The sequence below is a fragment of the Bradyrhizobium sp. AZCC 1610 genome (genome assembly GCF_036924515.1).
Taxonomy (GTDB): Bacteria; Pseudomonadota; Alphaproteobacteria; order Rhizobiales; family Xanthobacteraceae; genus Bradyrhizobium.
Genome location: NZ_JAZHRR010000001.1, coordinates 1,564,992 through 1,579,051 on the forward strand (window position 1 = coordinate 1,564,992; position 14,060 = coordinate 1,579,051).

The 14,060-nt window shown below is 63.7% G+C and carries 13 protein-coding genes; 4 read left to right on the forward strand and 9 right to left on the reverse strand.

Translation table 11 applies throughout. The features are described 5' to 3' along the window. Nucleotides 1–8 precede the first annotated feature (8 nt). The 7 genes from soxX to V1279_RS07665 all read right to left on the reverse strand — a co-directional run bounded on the left by soxX (nt 9) and on the right by V1279_RS07665 (nt 7,456). Complete coding sequence (gene soxX / locus V1279_RS07635) at nt 9–446, reverse strand: sulfur oxidation c-type cytochrome SoxX (RefSeq protein ID WP_334434006.1); 438 nt, start codon at nt 444–446, stop codon at nt 9–11. Between the two features lie 13 nt (nt 447–459). After that, entirely contained in the window at nt 460–1,743 is a 1,284-nt protein-coding gene (locus V1279_RS07640; RefSeq protein WP_334434008.1) for an FCSD flavin-binding domain-containing protein, read from the reverse strand. A gap of 9 nt (nt 1,744–1,752) precedes the next feature. After that, nucleotides 1,753–2,046 carry a c-type cytochrome gene (locus V1279_RS07645; RefSeq protein WP_334434010.1) on the reverse strand — a complete coding sequence of 98 codons (294 nt, stop codon included), beginning with the start codon at nt 2,044–2,046 and terminating at the stop codon, nt 1,753–1,755. Between the two features lie 58 nt (nt 2,047–2,104). Beyond that, on the reverse strand, nt 2,105–4,303 hold the full coding sequence (locus tag V1279_RS07650; protein ID WP_334434012.1) for a xanthine dehydrogenase family protein molybdopterin-binding subunit: 2,199 nt from the start codon (nt 4,301–4,303) through the stop codon (nt 2,105–2,107). A 10-nt stretch (nt 4,304–4,313) separates the two neighbouring features. Next, nucleotides 4,314–4,763: a (2Fe-2S)-binding protein gene (locus V1279_RS07655; protein WP_334434014.1), complete on the reverse strand. Its 450-nt coding sequence runs from the start codon at nt 4,761–4,763 to the stop codon at nt 4,314–4,316. Nucleotides 4,764–5,023: 260 nt separating this feature from the next. Continuing rightward, a complete protein-coding gene (locus tag V1279_RS07660) occupies nt 5,024–6,007 on the reverse strand; it encodes a TRAP transporter substrate-binding protein (RefSeq protein ID WP_334434016.1) in 984 nt (327 codons plus the stop codon). A gap of 51 nt (nt 6,008–6,058) precedes the next feature. Beyond that, nucleotides 6,059–7,456, reverse strand: coding sequence for an MFS transporter (locus tag V1279_RS07665; protein WP_334434018.1), 1,398 nt, complete (start codon nt 7,454–7,456; stop codon nt 6,059–6,061). A gap of 285 nt (nt 7,457–7,741) precedes the next feature. On the opposite strand from V1279_RS07665, the gene V1279_RS07670 reads away from it, so the two are divergent. The 4 genes from V1279_RS07670 (at nt 7,742) to V1279_RS07685 (ending at nt 12,154) form a co-directional block, all read left to right on the forward strand. Next, entirely contained in the window at nt 7,742–9,472 is a 1,731-nt protein-coding gene (locus tag V1279_RS07670) for an ABC transporter permease (protein WP_334434020.1), read from the forward strand. A 23-nt stretch (nt 9,473–9,495) separates the two neighbouring features. Further along, entirely contained in the window at nt 9,496–10,527 is a 1,032-nt protein-coding gene (locus V1279_RS07675; RefSeq protein ID WP_334434022.1) for an ABC transporter substrate-binding protein, read from the forward strand. Between the two features lie 28 nt (nt 10,528–10,555). Beyond that, nucleotides 10,556–11,659 (forward strand): ABC transporter ATP-binding protein, encoded by a 1,104-nt coding sequence (locus V1279_RS07680; protein ID WP_334434024.1) that lies wholly within the window; start codon nt 10,556–10,558, stop codon nt 11,657–11,659. 66 nt (nt 11,660–11,725) lie between these two features. Continuing rightward, on the forward strand, nt 11,726–12,154 hold the full coding sequence (locus tag V1279_RS07685) for a DUF1772 domain-containing protein (RefSeq protein WP_334434026.1): 429 nt from the start codon (nt 11,726–11,728) through the stop codon (nt 12,152–12,154). Nucleotides 12,155–12,224: 70 nt separating this feature from the next. Here V1279_RS07685 and V1279_RS07690 read toward each other — a convergent pair whose 3' ends face one another. Next, nucleotides 12,225–13,016, reverse strand: a complete 792-nt coding sequence (locus V1279_RS07690) for an ABC transporter ATP-binding protein (RefSeq protein ID WP_334434028.1) — start codon at nt 13,014–13,016, stop codon at nt 12,225–12,227. Continuing rightward, nucleotides 13,004–14,059, reverse strand: coding sequence for a dihydrodipicolinate synthase family protein (locus tag V1279_RS07695; RefSeq protein ID WP_334434030.1), 1,056 nt, complete (start codon nt 14,057–14,059; stop codon nt 13,004–13,006). Before V1279_RS07695 ends, V1279_RS07690 begins: the two co-directional genes overlap by 13 nt. Nucleotide 14,060: the final 1 nt, after the last annotated feature.

Here is a 14,060-nt window from a genome sequence, read left to right on the forward strand (position 1 = left end):
GTACCTTCCTATTCGCGCAAGCTTACGAGATAAGCCACGATATCCTCGATCTGTTCGGCCGACAGGATCGGCTTGCCGCGCCACAACGTCCCGACGCGATTGAGGCCGCCCACGCGGTAGTAGGACGGCATGATGGTCGCGGCATTGAGGCGGGAGGCGTCCACCAGCCGAAGCCTGAGCTGACCCTCCGACCAGCGGCTGCCGGAACCGGCAAGGCTGGGGGCCAGATCGCCCTGGAATTTCTGTTCGGGAAATGGGCCGCTGTGGCAGAGGATGCAAGTGCTGGAACGTTCGACGACGAGGGCGCGCCCGCGCGCTGCATCGCCTCGCGCATTCGTGAGCGGCTCCGGAATGGCGTCGCCTACGACGGAATAGCTGCCAGGTTCCTGCGCGGCGCCGCCGCCGGGCAGGGCAAGGAGCGCTCCGGCAAGGATCGGCACCGACATGCGAAATCCGAATCTAGCCAAAGACTTCCGCCGTAATGGTCGCGAACCAGGATTGCGCATAGTCGGCCTCGCGCGCGCGGACATCGCGCGGCGCCTCCAGCGGGCTGACGCCGCCGGCGCCTTCGACGTCGGCCAGCAATCCGTTCTTCGGTTGGTATACGCCGGCAATCGAGATGCCATAGTCAGGCGCCGCCAGGCTGTAGCAGGTGTTGATCAGTTTCGGCGCGGCAGGCGATCCGCCTGATAGCAGCGCGGCAATCGCGCGCGCGCAAGTCTTGGCCTGCGCATTGGCCGAGAATGCCGATTTTGGCATGCCGCCGGCAAGACAGGCGTCACCGATGACATGGATGTTCGGTGCTGATTTGGACTCGAAGGTAACGGGATCGATCGCGCACCAGCCGGTACTGTCGGTCGCGCCTGCGATCGTGGCGATGCGGCCGGCCCGCTGCGGCGGAATAACGTTGGCTACCTGGGCGGTGTGGTTGCCGAAATCGGTGATCAGGGTATTGGTCGCTGCATCAACGGCGTTCACCTTGCCGCCCTGCGACAGCGACACCCATTCGACCATTCCCGGATAGAGCTCCTTCCACGCGTTCTGGAACAGACGCTGCTTGGAGAAGGTGTCCTTGGCGTCGAGGATGAGCAGCTTGGAGCGCGGCTTTTTGGTTTTCAGGTAATACGCAATCAGGCAGGCGCGTTCATAAGGTCCCGGCGGGCAGCGGAAGGGATTGGCGGGGGCAGCGATCACCACCAGACCACCGTCGTCCATGGCCTCGAGTTGTTTGCGCAGCAGCAGCGTTTGTTCGCCGGCTTTCCAGGCATGCGGCATCTTCGCGGCGGCGGCTTCGTCATAACCCTGTAGCGCATCGAAACGCAGATCGACGCCGGGTGACAGCACCAGCCGGTCATAGGCGAGCGAGGTGCCGTCGGCGAGGCCGATGGTCCGCGCCGTCGCATCGACGGCCGTTGCCGCCTGCGCCACCACCGTCACGCCGCTGGCAGCGATCTTGTCGTAGCTGAATTGCTGCTCCTCGATCGAGCGCAGTCCGGCGATGACATTGTTGCTGAACGGGCAGGCGATGAAGGTCCGGTTCGGCTCGACCAGCGTGACCTGCAATTTCTGCTCGATCTGTTTCAGCGCCCGCGCACAGCTCGCGCCGCCGAAGCCGCCGCCGATCACGACCACACGTGCCGCCGATTGCGCGAACGCGGGTAGCGGAAACGTCACGGCCGTCACTGTGGCGACCGCGCCGACGCGGCAGAACTCCCGGCGGCTCATGCGATGGCTGTTACCCATGCCGGCCCCTTATTTCTGTGCCGCGAGCCACGCCGCAATCGCGCGCGACTCGTCGTCGGTGAAACCTTTGGCGATGCGGTTCATGACCGTGGCGGGAAGCGAGCCGTCGCGAAATCCGGCCATGGCCTTCACGATGTCGCCAGCGTCGCGGCCGTACAGCCGCGAAATCGACGAGGCGGTTGCTCCCGAGGAATGGCAGCCGGAGCAGGATGCCGCGCCGGGCGGGGGATCGGAAGCCGCAAGCAACGGCTGATACCACGCCGCGACCGTGGCAGCTGCGATGGCGGCACGCAACGCTTTCATCAGCAATCTCTCGATGGAGAAACGGCGGCCCCGGGGGTGGGGCCGCCGTCCGCTATTGTCAGGCAAACGTGATGTTCTGGTCCTTCAGCGGCACCGAACGGATGCGCTTGCCGGTTGCCGCGAAGTAGGCGTTGAGCACCGCGGGCGCGGCGACCCCGATGGTCGGCTCGCCGACGCCGCCCCAGAAGCCACCGCTCGGCACCATCACGCATTCTACCTTCGGCATCTCCGCGATGCGCATCGAGTTATAGGTGTCGAAGTTGGTCTGCTCTATCTTGCCGTCCTTCACCGTGCAGCCGCCGTAAAACAGCGCGGACAGGCCGTAGACGAAGGAGCCCGCGATCTGTCGCTCGACCTGCGCCGGGTTGACGATGTAGCCGGGATCGGTCGAGGCGACGATGCGGTGCACCTTGATCTTGCTGCCCTCGGCGACGGAGATTTCGGCGGCGCCCGCGACATAGCTGCCATAGCCCATCACCTGCGCAATCCCGCGATAGACGCCTTGCGACGCGGGCTTGCCCCAGCCGATTTTCTCGGCCACGGCGTTGAGCACGGCGAGATGCTTCGGGTGCTTGCTCATCAGCTTGCGGCGGAATTCCACCGGATCCTGGCCCACCGACTGCGCCAGCTCATCCATGAAGCATTCCATGTAGATCGCGTTCTGGTTCACGTTCACGCCGCGCCAGAAGCCGGGCGGAACGTGCGGGTTGCGCATGGAATGCTCGACCAGCAGGTTCGGCACGGAGTAGCCGATCGCCGCGTCGCCGGAAGGACTGAGGCCCTGGAACGCAGCCGTATCCATGCCGTTCACCAACGCCGCCGGACGCACCGTGTACAGGATCGATTGGCCGGACAACCTGACGTGCAGCGCCGTAAGATTGTTGTCGGCATCGAAGGCCCCGGTCATCTTGCATTGTGTAACCGGATGAAACTTGCCTTGCGCCATGTCCTCTTCGCGCGACCACAGCAGCTTGACCGGCGTGCCGGGCATCTGCTTGGCGATGAGAACCGCCTGCCTGACGTAGTCGGTCATGCCGCGACGGCCGAAGCCACCGCCGAGGATGAGCTTGTGTACCTCGCATTTTTCGGCCGGCAAACCTGAGGCTTCCGTGGTGGCGGCGAACGCCGCTTCGCCGTTCTGCGTGCCGCACCAGACCTCGCATTTATCAGGCGTATAGAGCGCCGTGGCGTTCATCGGCTCCATGGTCGCGTGGTTCTGGTAGGGATAGTTGTAGACCGCCTCGACCTTCTTGACGGCGCCGGCAATCGCGGCCTTTGCGTCGCCGTTCTGGTTGCCGATGTAGGCCGGCTGTGCATTGTCGAGGCCTTCGGCCAGCCACTTTGCGATGGATTCGCTGGAGACCTTGGCGTTCTCGCCTTCGTCCCAGACGATCGGTAGCGCATCGAGCGCGGTCTTGGCGTGCCACCAGGTATCGGCGACGACGGCGACCGCGCTGTCACCGACCTTCACCACCTTCTTGACGCCTTTCATGCCGGCGATCTGGGCCTCGTCATAGCTCTTCAGCTTGCTGCCGAAGACCGGACAATCCTTGATCGCGGCGTTGAGCATGCCGGGCAGCTTGACGTCGGAGCCATAGATCATGGCGCCGGTGGTCTTATCCACCGTATCGAGCCGCTTCACGCCCTTGCCGGCGATCTTCCAGTCCTTGGGATCCTTCAGCTTCACGTCGGCCGGCGGTTCGAGCTTCGCCGCGGCTTCAACCACCTTGCCGTAAGTCGTGGTCCTGCCCGATGGCGTATGGGTGATGACGCTGTTGGCCGCGGTGCATTCCGAGGCCGGCACCTTCCACTGGTTGGCGGCCGCCTGGATCAGCATCACCCGCGCGGTGGCGCCGCCCTTGCGGACGTATTCCTGGCTGGAGCGGATGCCGCGGCTGCCGCCGGTCGAGAAATCGCCCCAGGCGCGCTTGCGTGCGACACTTTGACCCGGCGTCGGATATTCGGTGACGACCTTCGACCAGTCGCATTCGAGTTCTTCGGCGACGAGCTGGGCGAGGCCGGTGAGGGTGCCTTGGCCCATCTCCGACCGGGCAATGCGAATGACGGTCGTGTCGTCGGGGCGGATCACCACCCAGACATTGACTTCAGGCGAGCCATCGGCGGCGCGGACGACAGTCGGTCCGCCGAAGGGAATATCGAGGCCGATCGCGAGACCAGCGCCGGCGGCAGCGGTGCCGATCACGAAAGCGCGACGGTTGAGCTTGAGATTTGAATTGGACATGACGTGCTTGTTCATGGCGTTCCCCTCAAGCGTTCGCGGCGGCGTGGATCGCCTCGCGGACCTGCTGGAAGGTCCCGCATCGGCAGATATTGGTGATGGCCTCGTTGATGTCCTGGTCGGTCGGCTTCGGCTTCTCCTTGAGAAGCGCTGCGACCGCCATGATCATGCCGGCCTGGCAGTAACCGCATTGCGGCACGTCATTGGCCACCCAGGCCTGCTGCACCTTGTGCAGGGCGCCGTTGCTGGCGAGACCTTCGATCGTGGTAATCTGCTTGCCGACGGCCTCGCTGACCGTTACTCCGCAGGAGCGCATCGCGACCCCGTCGACATGAACGGTGCAGGCGCCGCATTGTGCAATGCCGCATCCGTATTTGGTGCCGGTCAGTCCGACGTTCTCCCGGATTGCCCAAAGAAGCGGCGTGTCTTCTTCGACGTCCACGTTGATTGATTTGCCGTTAATTGTGAGGTTTGCCATCGCGTATCCCCTGTTAGCTCAATCCACCGAGTGAGCTGCGCGCGGGAAGATGGCCTGCAACTTGGAATAGTTCAAATCAAGAAAAAGCGTGCTTACGAGCCGGAAGAAATTTGATCCGCCGGTGTTGCGGGCATTGCGGGTTCGGCATGCCAGTCATGTCCGTTCTGCGCCCACTGCCCGGCGCAGGAAACTCATCAGGCTTCCAAGCGCGGCAAACCCGGCGCCGAGCATCAGCGCCACCGGCGTGCCCGTCCAGGCCGCTATGGTTTGCCGGCCCTGAAGGCCTCGAGAATCTCGGCGCAGACGGGCCCCGACCGGGTGCACCAGGCACGCTGCGCTGCCGCCGCTCCCGTTCGCAGCGCTTCAACGATCAACGGCTCGGGATTTGAATCGATCGTGACGCCGTTCTGGCGCATGCGTTGATAGTTCTCCTCCAACCGGGTCGACAGAGCGAGCCACAATTCGCTCTCGGTTTGACGGCCGGCGGCATCGACCGCGGCTCGCGTGTCCGGGCTCAAACCGTCATAGGCCGCCTGATTGACGCTCGCGATCGAAAGCGGCAGCGAATAGGTGATTTCACTGAAACAGGGCAGATGCTCCCAAAGCTTGCGGCCGGCACCGCCGTCTCCCGACGACAACACCGCGTTGATGCTGCCGTCGACCAGTTTCGGCATCGTGTCCGCGAAACTGATCGATGCGGACTTGGCGCCGACGCTTAGGAATACCTCGGTTGAGGTCCTGTCATAGGTGCGAATGGAAAGCCCGGCGAGGTCGGGTGGTGACGTCAGTGGCGTCTTCGACCAAATGCCTGAAGGCGGCCAAGGCGTCAGATAAAGCAGCCGCAGGCCTTTCTTCTGCAGCGCCGCCGCAAGATGCGGCCGCGCGATGTCGGCAAGGCGTTTGGCGTCGGCGGTCGACGTCACTAGAAATGGTAGCGAGGGTAGCGCAAAGATCGGGTCTTCGGCCTCAAGCGCGCCGGCGAAGGCATCGCCGGCCTGCACCCGGCCTTCCGCAATCGCGGCGAGCATGCCGGCCGATTTGATGCCGGCCTTGGCATCGAAGCTCGGCCTGATCTCGAGTTTGCCTGCGCTGGATTCGGCGACGTGTTTTGTGAAGGCCGTCAGGCCAACGCCCGGCATCGCGTTTTGCGGATATTCCGTTGGCATGTCCCAGACGGTCTGGGCCTGAAGGGCGGCCGGAAACAGCAAAAGACACGCGCCGGCCAGCATACTGAGAAGTCGCAACTCGTCCTCCAAATCCACTGCGTCGGCCCGATCGCCGCCGGGCGATGACAGTCATATACTACGCGGAGGACCCACGGCGAGACGCAGGAAACTCATCACGCTGCCGAGCGCAGCAAACCCGGCGCCGAGTGCCAATGCAAGCGTCGCGCCATCATGGCCGGCAAGGGCAAAACACAGAGCTGCCAGCGCGGCGCCCAGGGTTTGCCCGGTCAGGCGGGCGGTGGCGACAATGCCGCTCGCGCTTCCACTGCGGTGCGGCGGTGCACTCGACATCAGTGCCCGCAAATTGGGCGTTTGAAAGAACCCGAATCCGATCCCGCAAATCACGGTGCGCCAGACGATGTTGGCAATGCTCGGGTCCGGCGGCAGCGTCGCCAGCAGCGCCATGCCGATGCCGAGCAGCACCAGACCGATGCCGCCGAGGATGCCGACGGGATAGCGGTCGGACAGCCGGCCTCCGATCGGCGCCATGATCGCTACGACCAGCGGCCAGGGCGTCATAAAGAAGCCGGTCTCCACCTGGGAACGGTGCAGCACATCCTCGAAGTAGAAAGGCAGCGAGACGAAGGCCAGTCCCTGCACCGCGAACGAACAAACCGATGTGGCCGCCGACAACGCGAACATCGGCCGCCGGAACAGGTCCATCGGCAACATCGGTGCGGGGTGGTTCGCATCTCTGCGGGTCATGATCCAGCCGAGCAGCAATGCAGCGCCAAGCGCCAGTCCGACCAAGGCGGGAGGAGCCTGATGTGCCGCGCTGCCGATGCCGATAATGAAGAGCCCGAGGCAGCTTACTGTCAGCGCCGCGCTCGCAAAATCGAACGCGTGCTTGGCGCGCGGCGTTTTCGGCAAGGTCTTCAGGCCGATCCAGATCGCGATCACGCCGAAGGGGATGTTGATGGCGAACAGCCACGGCCATGTTCCGATCGAAAGGATCGCGGAGGCAATGGTCGGACCGAACGTGAACGCCGTTCCGACCACCAGCGCGTTGTGGCCGAAACCGCGGCCCAGCATGTGGGTCGGGTAGACGAAACGGACCAGCGCCGCGTTCACGCTCATGATGCCGCTGGCGCCCAACCCCTGCAGGGCCCGAGCCGCCGTCAGGCTGGGCAGCGACCATGCGAAGGCACAACCGAGCGAAGCCAGCGTGAACAGCAACAGGCCGCCGAGATAGATCCGCCGATGGCCGACGATTTCGCCGAGCGCGCCGAGCGGCAGCAGCGTCGCAACCAGCGCGATCTGATAGATGTTGACCACCCAGACCACGTCGGCCGGGCTGACATGGAGGTCGGCGGCGATGGCGGGCAGGGCAATGTTGGCAATCGCCGTATCCAGCGAGGCCAGTGCCAGCGCCGTAAAGATTGCCGCGACCGCCCAGCGCCGGAGTTCCGGGGGCAGGCCGTCGATTGGCGCGGGGGCGGGCGGCTTTGCGGTTGTATCCAGTGACATTAGTCGGGCTCTCCACGCCGGGGGCGGTCGCGCCCTCTGCGGCGTGTACTACGGACGCGGCACGGGCCACAGGCACGCCGCTGCATGATGCATATGCGAAGCAACAGTCGGTGTCGGAAAAAAAGCGCCTGCCGCGCCATATCCGCGCGCCGCCTTTCGGATAGCTTTCCGCGCGCCACGCAATCGACTAGGCTTCCCGCGCATCGCGACCGCAATTCCATAAAAAGACGGTCATCGGCGAGGGGAAGCGCGTTGAACGGACAGACGAGCCGGCGCGGCGAAATCATGCGTAGCGCCAGTGAGGGGCAGCGCGCGTGGGCCAGCTTGTGGGTCACGCTCCTGCTGGCGATCCTCGGCTTTCTGGTCATCTATCCGATTCTGATGCTGCTGCTCGGCGCGCTCACCGACACCAATCCGGTGGTCGAGGGCATCTCGCTCCGTCACCTCTCGGTCACGAACTTCCTCACCGTGCTGGCGAACCCGAATGTCGCCGAGGCGCTGGCGAATACGCTGATCGCTTGCGGCGGCGGCACCCTGATCGCGGTCGTAATCGGATTATTGTTCTCCTGGATCGTCGTCCGCACCAACACGCCGTTCAAGGGGTTTATCGCGGCCGCCAGCATTCTGCCGTTGTTTGCGCCGCCGCTGGTCGCCGGCGTCGCATGGGCCATTTTGGGGTCTCCAAAGACCGGCCTGATCAACACCATGTTCAAATGGATGGGGTTGGACTGGCGCGTCGATTTCTATTCGATGTGGGGCTTGGTGTTCGTGTTCGGCATCTACTACGCGCCGTATGTCTACATGTTCACCGCTTCAGCGCTGCGCAACATGGATCCGAGCCTGGAAGAGGCCGCCGAGATTTCCGGCGCCAGCGCGTTCGCGACACTGTTCTCGGTAACGTTTCCGCTGATCATGCCCGCGATCGTCTCGGGCATGCTGCTGTCGTTCATCGTCATGCTCGGCATCTACGGCATTCCGGCGGTGCTGGGCGCGCCGACCAATCTTGCCGTGTTGACCACCTATATTTTCAAGCTCACCAACTGGTCGCCGCCGCTCTATAACACGGCGGCCGCGGTCGCGATCATTCTGATGGTCGTCACCGGCCTTCTCGTCTTTCTGCAGCAGAAGATGCTGAGCGGCCGCAGCTACACCACCGTCGCTGGCAAGGCGTTCCGTCCGCGCAGCCTCGATCTCGGGCGCTGGCGCTGGTTCACCTTCGGCCTCGGAATTGTCTACCTGCTGATCGTGGTGGTGCTGCCGTCGCTCGCACTGATCGTTGCCGCATTCCGCAAGTTCATGTTCATCCGCGACGTCGCTAGCCTGTTCGATGCTAGGCAGTATTCACTGATGCATTTCTACAGCATCTTCGACAATCCGCTGACCATGCGCTCGATCTACAACACGGTCGAGGTCGGGCTGATCACCGCCGTGGTCGGCGGCGCGCTCGCCTTCGCCATCGGCTACACCATTCACCGCACCCAGGTGACGGGCCGGCGCTGGATCGACGTGATTTCGACCTTGCCTGTCGCGATCCCCGGCCTCGTGGTCGGCGTCGCCTATCTGTGGGCGTGGATCGGCATTCCCGGCGGTCTCTACGGCACGATCTGGATCCTGGCGCTGGCGTTCATCGCACGCTTCATGCCGGATACGGTCAAGGCGCTGTCGACCTCGTTCCTGCAGATTCATCGCGAGCTCGAGGAAGCGGCCTGGGTCTGCGGCAAGGGCATGCTCGGCACCATCAGGACGATCGTGCTGCCTTTGGCGCGGTCGGGCGTGATCGCGTCGATGACGCTGCTGTTCGTGCTGGCGATCCGCGAACTCGGCTCGTCGCTGTTCCTCTACACCAGCAACACGATGGTGATGTCGGTGTTGCTGCTCGACTATTACGAAGGCGGAAACCTTGGAAAGACCGCCGCGTTCAGCCTGGTGCAAACCGTTCTGCTCGGCGTTCTCATCGGCGGCGCCAACTGGCTGTCGCGCGGTGCGGCGCAGGGCAGTGTCGCCCGAACCGGATAACAACACGAACGGGAGGATTGGCTATGACTGGAAGGATCTTCACCAACATTGTAATCGCCGGCATCGCGGCTTTTGCATTTACATGGAGCGGAGCGGCGCGGGCGCAGGAATTCGGTTCGCCCGAATTGATTGCGGCGGCGAAGGCCGAGGGCAAGCTGGTGTACTACACCGCGAACTTCGCCGAGGTCGAACAGCAGGTCATCAAGGCGTTCAACAAGCGTTTCCCCGAGATCAAGGTCGAGATGGTGCGCGCGCCAGGCGGGCAGCTCATCACCCGCGTGAAGACCGAGGCCGCGGCCGGAAAGCTGATCGCCGACGTGGTCGATCATTCCGACCGCGCGCTGATGCAGCCCTTGGCGGACATGTTCCAGGATTACGCGCCGCCGAATGCCGCCGACTACAATCCCGATGCGCAGATCGCGCCCCAGCTCTGGCCGCGCGCCACGCTGGTATGGTCGATCGCCTACAACACCGAGCTGGTCAAGAACCCGCCTAAAACCTGGATGGACCTCACCAAGCCCGAATACAACAAATTGATCGGGCAGGTGATCGCTCCGTCGGGCGGCACCACGTGGACGCGGGTGATGTTCGAGCGCCAGGTGCTCGGCGAGGACTATTGGGCCAAGCAGGCGGCGACCCGTCCGGTGCTGTATCCATCGGGTGCGCCGATGTCGGACTCGCTGGTGCGCGGCGAAATCGCCATGGGGCCTTTGCTTTATAACGCGATTTATCCAAAGCAGAAGGACGGCGCGCCGATCCAGATCTTCTTTCCGCCGGAAGGCGCGCCGGTCAACCCCTATGCCACGGGCATTCCGAAGACCGCCGCGCATCCCAACGCCGCAAAACTGTTTCTGAACTGGTGCCTGTCGAAAGAGGGACAGACGTTCATGATCAAGGAGTTCGGCAATCTCACGTCACTGAAGGTGCCGCCGGCGTATCCGGAAGGCTTCGATCCCAAAGTGGTCAAGGTTTGGTTCCCCAAATTCGACGAGTATGTGAAGCTGCATTCGGCCTGGGTGGCCGAGTGGAACAAGACCTACGGCTACGGGCAATGATCGTCGCATCAGGGAAATCATCGAACCGATGACGGCAACCCTCGAAGTCACCGACCTGCGCAAGCAGTTTGCGATCGGCCGGCCGGCGATCGACGGCGTCAGTTTTGGCGTGCCGGCCGGCGAGATCGTGGTTCTGCTCGGCCCCTCCGGCTGCGGCAAGACCACGACGCTGCGCTGCGTTGCCGGACTGGAGCACCCGACGTCGGGTGAAATCAGCATCGCCGGCAGGGTGGTCTCGTCGCCCCAACGCGGAATTTTGGTGCCGCCGCGCTTGCGCGAGCTCGGCATGGTGTTTCAGTCCTATGCGGTGTGGCCGCACATGACGGTGCGCCAGAATGTGGTCTATCCACTCAAGCATCGAAAGCTTTCGCGCAACGACGCCCGCCGCAAGGTCGACGAGACGCTCGAGCTGGTCGGGCTGTCGGAATATGCCGAACGGCCGGTGGTCGCATTGTCCGGCGGCCAGATGCAGCGCGTGGCGCTGGCGCGCAGCATCGTCTACCGGCCGCAATTGCTGCTGCTCGACGAGCCCTTGTCGAACCTCGATGCCAAGCTGCGCCTGCGGTTGCGGGATGATCTCCGCGTCATCCTCAAGCAGACCGGGATGACCGCGCTGTATGTCACCCATGACCAGGCGGAAGCGGTGGTGCTGGGCGACCGCATCGGCGTGATGCGTGACGGCAAATTGCTGCAGATGGATACGCCGGATGCGATCTATAATCGCCCGGCAGATTTGTTCGTCGCCAATTTCACCGGTGCGACCAACGAACTCGCCGGCACGCTGGTAGCCCGCAACGGCCAATTCGGCACGGTCGATTTCGGCGAGGGGCGACGGGGCGAGGTGGCCTTGCTGCACCCGCTCGGCCCGGACGAAAAGGTACGCATCGCGCTGCGGCCGGAAAACATCACCATCGGTCAGCATAACGGCGCCAACGTTTTTCCCGCTCGCGTCCTCGACCGCCGCTATCAGGGTACGCAGACTGCCTATGGCATCGAACTGTTCGGCCGGCGGCTGGAAGTGGTTGAACTCGGCACCGCGGCCCGGCATCAGGTAGGTGTTGAAACCCAGGTTTCGCTGCCGAAGGAGAGTTGCTGGGCCTATCGCGATACCGGACCTGTGGCGTACGAATAGAAGCCGATAAAGCGTGCTCGATGCGAAAGCCTGCCCGGATTTGGGTTCTGGTGACGGAGTAGGGTTATGTTTGCAGGACAGCTTGCAACGATTGTCGCCGCCGCCTTTGCCGGCGCCGCGTTCTTTATCAACTTCGCCGAGCAGCCGGCGCGTCTCGGGCTCGATGACAGGGGTCTCTTGAGGCAATGGAAGCCGAGCTACGCGCGCGGCTTCGCGATGCAGGCGAGTTGCGCGGTCATTTCGGGTGCGCTCGGTCTGTTGGCTGCATGGCAAACCCATGACTGGCGCTGGGTCGTCGGCGCGGTGCTCATTCTCGCCAACTGGCCCTATACGCTGTTCGGCATTATGCCCACCAACCGTTTGCTGAATGCGATTGATGAAAATGACGCCGGTCCCAATTCACGCGCGCTGATCGTGAAGTGGGGAGGGCTGCACGCGGTCAGGACGGGCCTCGGGATCGCGGCGACGCTGGCCTATCTATGGGCGCTCAATTAGCCGTGCCGACGCGACGTTGCCGCGTCGGCAGCGCCATGGCCGGCCGATCAATACGACGTGCAAAATGGATTCAGCCTGGACCTGCGCTCAATCCAAGGCTCGCATAAATCCGCCGCGCATAGGCGCCGAATTCGTCGGTGGTCTTGATCGGCAGGTCCCGCGGGAACGGCAGCTCGATCGGGAAATACTCCGCCATCCGCGCCGGTCCTGCGGTCAGCACGGCGCAATGCGAGGCGAGGAAGACGGCTTCCTGGATGCTGTGCGTGACGAACAGGATAGTCTTGCCGCTCTCGCGCCAGATCCGCAGCATTTCGAGGTTCATCTGTTCGCGGGTCAGCGCATCAAGCGCGCCGAACGGCTCGTCCATCAGGATCAGCTTGGGATCATGGATGAAGGCGCGCGCGATCGCCGTGCGCTGCTGCATGCCGCCGGACAATTGCTGCGGATATTTGTCTTCGTACCCCGCAAGGCCAACGAGGTTGAGCAGATCGCGAGCGCGGGCGCGCGCGGCCTTCATCGGCAGGCCGACGATTTCGGCCGGCAGCAGCACGTTGTCCAAGATGGTTCGCCATTTCAGCAGCAAGGCCTGCTGAAAGACCATTCCGATATCGCGGGCGGGGTCGAACGGGGTTTTCGAATTGCCGATTTTGATCGTCCCGCCGTCGGCATCATGAAGCCCGGCCAGGATTTTCAGCACGGTGGTCTTGCCGCAGCCGGAGGGGCCGACCAGCGAAACCAGCTCGCCTTCCTCCACGTCCATGGTGACGTCGGAGACGGCAAGGAATTCCGCGCCTTTGGAACGATAGACCTTGCGTACGTTGCGCAGGCTGATGAAGGGCTCGTTGGCGCTCATGCCAGCCATTTCTGCAAGTTCGCCTTCACGAAGGTGTCGTCGGAGAGGTCGGCATGCTCGCGACAGACGCGGTCGATCTCCGACATCTGCCGGGGGCTGAGCCCCTCGGCGGGATTGAGGCACCAGAGCCCCTGCATCAATCCCTGCCGCCGCAGGATTTCATGGCAACCGGCGATGCAGCCGTGAAAATTGTTGGCGACGTCGAAGAACGCGCTGTTGCAATCGGTCACACGTGCGTCGAGCGCCAGGAGATCGGCCGGCACGCTGTCCTTGCCGCGCGCCGCCTTGCACATCTCGAACTGCTTGATTGCGCTCGCAGTCCAGACCGACCAGTGCCCGAGCAGCCCGCCCTTGAAGTAGGCGCGGGTGGTGACGCCGTTGTCGCGCAGATCGAATGGCAGCATCAGATCGAGCAGGATGTGATCGTCGTTGCCGGTATAGAGCGCGACGCGGTCGAGCGCGCCTGCGGCCGCCACGCCGCGCAGCACGTCGAGCGTCCGATAGCGGTTGAACGGCGCGATCTTGATGGCGATGACGTTGTCGATGGCAGCGAAGCGGCGCCAGAAATCGGCGCTGAGGATGACGCCGCCGACAGCAGGCTGCAGGTAGAATCCGACCAGCGGAATCTCCCGTGCCACCGCCTCGCAATGCGCGATGATCTCGTCCTCGGATGCCGATTTCATCGCGGCAAGGCTGAGCAGGCCGGCATGGTAGCCGATGCCACGAGCAGTTTGCCCCTCTGCCATTGCTTGTTGGGTCGGTCCGGCCAGCCCTGCGATCATCGCGAGCGGCCGTTTGGTCCATGAGACCGCGGTCTCGGCCGCCAGCTCCAGCACCGGCCGATACAGGCCGACATCGCGGATCGCGAATTGCGTGGTGTGGACGCCGACAGCCAATCCTCCGGCGCCGGCATCGAGATAATAGCGCGTTAGCGCCCGCTGATGTCGCACGTCGAGTGCGCGGTGGGCATCGAGCGCGAGCGGATGCGCTGGGAGCACCGTGCCGTCGGCGATCAACTTCCGAACGTCGGCTTTGATTTCGCTATGATGCATC

Excerpts from the sequence above, each read along its gene's own strand:
- soxX (WP_334434006.1), bottom strand. The coding sequence starts at position 446 with ATGTCGGTGCCGATCCTTGCCGGAGCGCTCCTTGCCCTGCCCGGCGGC.
- V1279_RS07640 (WP_334434008.1), bottom strand. The coding sequence starts at position 1,743 with ATGGGTAACAGCCATCGCATGAGCCGCCGGGAGTTCTGCCGCGTCGGC.
- V1279_RS07645 (WP_334434010.1), bottom strand. The coding sequence starts at position 2,046 with ATGAAAGCGTTGCGTGCCGCCATCGCAGCTGCCACGGTCGCGGCGTGG.
- V1279_RS07650 (WP_334434012.1), bottom strand. The coding sequence starts at position 4,303 with ATGAACAAGCACGTCATGTCCAATTCAAATCTCAAGCTCAACCGTCGC.
- V1279_RS07655 (WP_334434014.1), bottom strand. The coding sequence starts at position 4,763 with ATGGCAAACCTCACAATTAACGGCAAATCAATCAACGTGGACGTCGAA.
- V1279_RS07665 (WP_334434018.1), bottom strand. The coding sequence starts at position 7,456 with ATGTCACTGGATACAACCGCAAAGCCGCCCGCCCCCGCGCCAATCGAC.
- V1279_RS07670 (WP_334434020.1), top strand. The coding sequence starts at position 7,742 with ATGCGTAGCGCCAGTGAGGGGCAGCGCGCGTGGGCCAGCTTGTGGGTC.
- V1279_RS07675 (WP_334434022.1), top strand. The coding sequence starts at position 9,496 with ATGACTGGAAGGATCTTCACCAACATTGTAATCGCCGGCATCGCGGCT.
- V1279_RS07680 (WP_334434024.1), top strand. The coding sequence starts at position 10,556 with ATGACGGCAACCCTCGAAGTCACCGACCTGCGCAAGCAGTTTGCGATC.
- V1279_RS07685 (WP_334434026.1), top strand. The coding sequence starts at position 11,726 with ATGTTTGCAGGACAGCTTGCAACGATTGTCGCCGCCGCCTTTGCCGGC.
- V1279_RS07690 (WP_334434028.1), bottom strand. The coding sequence starts at position 13,016 with ATGGCTGGCATGAGCGCCAACGAGCCCTTCATCAGCCTGCGCAACGTA.
- V1279_RS07695 (WP_334434030.1), bottom strand. The coding sequence starts at position 14,059 with ATGCATCATAGCGAAATCAAAGCCGACGTTCGGAAGTTGATCGCCGAC.